Origin of the sequence: Pseudomonas sp. NPDC087803 (assembly GCF_044742995.1) — a bacterium.
GTDB lineage: Bacteria > Pseudomonadota > Gammaproteobacteria > Pseudomonadales > Pseudomonadaceae > Aquipseudomonas.
The window spans coordinates 1-3,437 of record NZ_JBIUVO010000128.1 but is presented as its reverse complement, the minus strand read 5'-3'; the positions used below and the strand labels follow the sequence as shown (position 1 = coordinate 3,437).

Genomic DNA, 3,437 nt, shown 5'->3' with positions numbered 1-3,437 from the left:
TGGCTGTTCACTGACTTCAAAGGACTTTTGCTCGTCCCAGAACGACTGGGCGGCGGCTTCGATTTCACGGGGCTGATATTGTTCGTGCATGGCTACTTTTGTACTGGATAGGGGTGGCCTAATCCTCTTCAACGCGCCCTCCGGGGATGCTCCGGACAAGCTGGAAGTGGAATGACAGGAAGCGCCGTAGCATACATGACCGCGCTTGGCCTAGGGAAACCCTGATTACAGCTGTTTGGCCGGTTAAAAACGTGGCGAGGGCCGTTGGTCGCGGCGTGCAGCCGGTTTGTGCAGCGAAGCTAAGCTCTTATTGGGGAGTGAGTCTTATCTTCAATGAGGTGAGGGATGGTGGAGCAACGGCAAAAAAACGTGACGAAACCCGAGTTGTACGAACGGTTGATGGATCGTCTGGGCATGGCGCTCGACGCTGCCAAAACCGCTGGCCGGCTGCGCGACGAGCGCCCCCTGGAACTGGAATTGCGTGGCTTGAGCCCCGCCGAGTTCAAACTGGTCAAGGCCTATCTGGATCGCAGTGAACGTGAATCGCATGGATGCTTGTCGCAGGCAGTGAAGCAACTCGATGCAGCACATTCGGCCAAGGTCATCTGGCTCAAGGACAAGGCGCCCGGCAGAGACACCGTCAAGGTCAGGTCTGTGCAGGCCAAGTAAGCGCAAATCGGCAAAAAACGGATCTTTTTCAACAGGATCCGACCCTATCGGTTGTAACGCTCAATTAACACTCTTAGGCTTCGGGCATCTCTGGAGATGCCCCGATGCCTTTTCGTTACTTCATCAAACAATTGCTCTTGCCGCCCGGCATTCTTCTGTTGCTGCTGTTGGTCGCCTGGTGGCTGCGCCGCTCGCGGCCACGGTTGGCGGCTGCGTGTTTTGCCCTCGGCCTGGGTGGCTTCTGGCTGATGAGCCTGCCGGTGGTCGTGCAGTGGGGCGCCAAGACCCTGGAGAGCGAGCCGCCGCTGCCGCGTGCGACGTGGTCGATGCTGGCGCAGCGCGCCGATGCGATTGTGGTGCTGGGTTCCGGGCGCGAGCGCGGCGATCTGGCCTGGGGCGGGGATCAGCCGACCGGCGTGGGGCTGGAACGTCAGCGCTATGCGGCACGGCTGGCCAAGGCCTCGGGGTTGCCGATCCTGACCAGTGGCGGTTTGCATTACGGTACGCCGCCGACCGAGGCGAAACTGATGGCCGATTCGTTGCGCGACGATTTCGGCGTGACGACGCGCTGGCAGGAAGGCGAGAGCCGCACCACGTGGGAGAACGCCAAGTTCAGCGCCGACCTGTTGCTGCCGCAAGGCATCAAGCGTGTTGTGGTGGTGACGCAGGCCTGGCATATGCCACGCGCCGTCTGGTGTTTTCAGCAGGCAGGGTTTGAAGTGGTGCCGGCGCCCGTGGGGTTTCTGGGGACCGACAATGCGCGACCGTTTGGTGGCTGGTTGCCGGAGTTCAAGTCGATCTGGCAGAGCGGGCAGTTGCTGAATGAGGCGGTGGGGCAGGTGGGGTATTCGCTTTTCTACCGCTAAGAGCACTGTTTTGAGAGGGCTTCCGTGGCGAGGGGATTTATCCCCGATGGGTGGCGAAGCCGCCCCAAAACCTGCATCTCGGTCTTTCAGGTAAATCGAGTGCAATGGATTTGCGATGACTGCGTCATCGATCGGGGATAAATCCCCTCACCACAGTGTTTATGGATCGCTTTTAAAGGGTTTTCGACATGCGGCTCGCCATCAGCGCCCAGCCGAACAGCAGCACACAGACGATGATCAGCGGCCACGAACGCCATTCAAGGTACGGCGTCAGGTTGTGCATCGGCACCACTTCGCCATACAGGATGCCCTGCTCGAACTGCGGAATCTGCTCGGTGATCTGCCCGAACGGGTTGATCAGCCCGGTCACGCCGTTGTTGGTGGCGCGGATCATCCAGCGGCCCGCCTCAAGTGCGCGCATCTGCGCCATTTGCAGGTGCTGCAGCGGGCCGATCGAGGTGCCGAACCAGGTGTCGTTGCTGATGGTCAGCAGCAGGTCACTGCGTGCCGACAGGCCAGCGGCGAATTCCGGGTACACCACTTCGTAGCAGATGAACGGCGCAATCTGATAACCCTTGGCTTGCAGCAGCGCCTGATCCGCCGGGCCGCGGGCGAAGTCGGACATCGGCAAGTCAAAGAACGCGATCAACCCGCGCAGCAGATCCTGCAGCGGCACGTATTCGCCGAACGGCACCAGTTTCTGCTTGAGGTAGGTGCCATCGCCTTCGCCGACCACGGTGATGCCGTTGAAGAAGCGTTTTTCGTGGCGGACCATTTCGCGGATCGGCACGCCGGTGATCAGCGCCGATTTACGTTCGGCGGCGAAGTTGCCCATCATGCTCAGGTAACCTTCGGCGGACTCCTTGAGCACCGGCACCGCGGTTTCCGGCCAGATCAACAGATCCACCGGTTTGGAGCGGAAACTCAGGTCGCGATACAGCGCCAATTGTGCGTTGAGCTGCGCCGGGTCCCATTTCATGCTTTGTTCGACGTTGCCCTGAATCGCCGCGACGGTCAGTGGTGCACCGGACGGACTGGTCCAGGCGTGGCCCTTGAGGGCAATACCGGCGATCCACGGGCCGACCAGCAACACCAGACCGGCCGCGATAAACCCTTTGCGCCCGGATTGCAGCAGGCGCGGCGCGTTGTAGATCAGCGCGGCAGTCAGTGCCAGAACGAACGACACCAACCACATGCCGCCCACTGGTGCGAGCCCGGCCAATGGGCCGTCGAGCTGGCTGTAACCGGAGTAGAGCCACGGGAAACCGGTGAGGAACCAGCCGCGAAACGCTTCCTGGCCGACCCACAGTGCGGCAAACGCCAGCGCATCGGCCAACGGTGCTTCATTGCGGCGCAACCAGCGCGCCCAGACCCAGGCGGGCAGGGCAAAGAAAAATGCGATCGCTGCGGTGAACAGCAGCATCAGGAACCCGGCCAGCAACACCGAGGCGCCACCGAAGTGGTGAATGCTGTAGTAGATCCAACTGGTGCCGGCGCCAAACAGGCCGAAACCGAAACACCAGCCACGCCCCAGCGCCTGACGCGGTTTCAGTTCGCGCAGGCCGGCATAGAACAGGCCGACCGCCAGCAGGGCCAGCGGCCAGATGTTGAACGGCGCCAGGGCGAAGGTGGTGATTGCACCGGCCACCACGGCCAGCAGGTTACCGGGCCAGCCGGGGCGGGTTGTCCAGCGCATTTCTATCCTTAATGATTACCGAGCGATTGGCGTGAGTCGCAGGCAAATAATACGTAGGGGGGGGGGGGGGGGGGGGGGGGGGGGGGGGGGGGGGGGGGGGGGGGGGGGTGTGGGGGTGGGGGGGGGGTGGGGGGGGGGGGGGGGGGGGGACAACAGTGTTTGGGTGGGGGGTTTTTTTTTGTGTTTTGGTGGTGGGGGGGGTTGGT

Annotated in this window: 3 protein-coding genes; 2 read left to right on the top strand and 1 reads right to left on the bottom strand. The window is 62.1% G+C overall.

From position 1 onward, the window contains the following. The first annotated feature begins 345 nt into the window (after window positions 1-345). Both ACIOUG_RS26755 and ACIOUG_RS26750 read left to right on the top strand, forming a co-directional pair. On the top strand, window positions 346-669 hold the full coding sequence (locus tag ACIOUG_RS26755) for a hypothetical protein (RefSeq protein ID WP_401070153.1): 324 nt from the start codon (window positions 346-348) through the stop codon (window positions 667-669). A 104-nt stretch (window positions 670-773) separates the two neighbouring features. After that, a complete protein-coding gene (locus ACIOUG_RS26750; RefSeq protein WP_401070150.1) occupies window positions 774-1,535 on the top strand; it encodes a YdcF family protein in 762 nt (253 codons plus the stop codon). Window positions 1,536-1,707: 172 nt separating this feature from the next. On the opposite strand, the gene lnt is transcribed toward ACIOUG_RS26750, so the two are convergent. After that, window positions 1,708-3,231, bottom strand: coding sequence for an apolipoprotein N-acyltransferase (lnt, locus tag ACIOUG_RS26745; RefSeq protein WP_401070147.1), 1,524 nt, complete (start codon window positions 3,229-3,231; stop codon window positions 1,708-1,710). Window positions 3,232-3,437 lie beyond the last annotated feature (206 nt).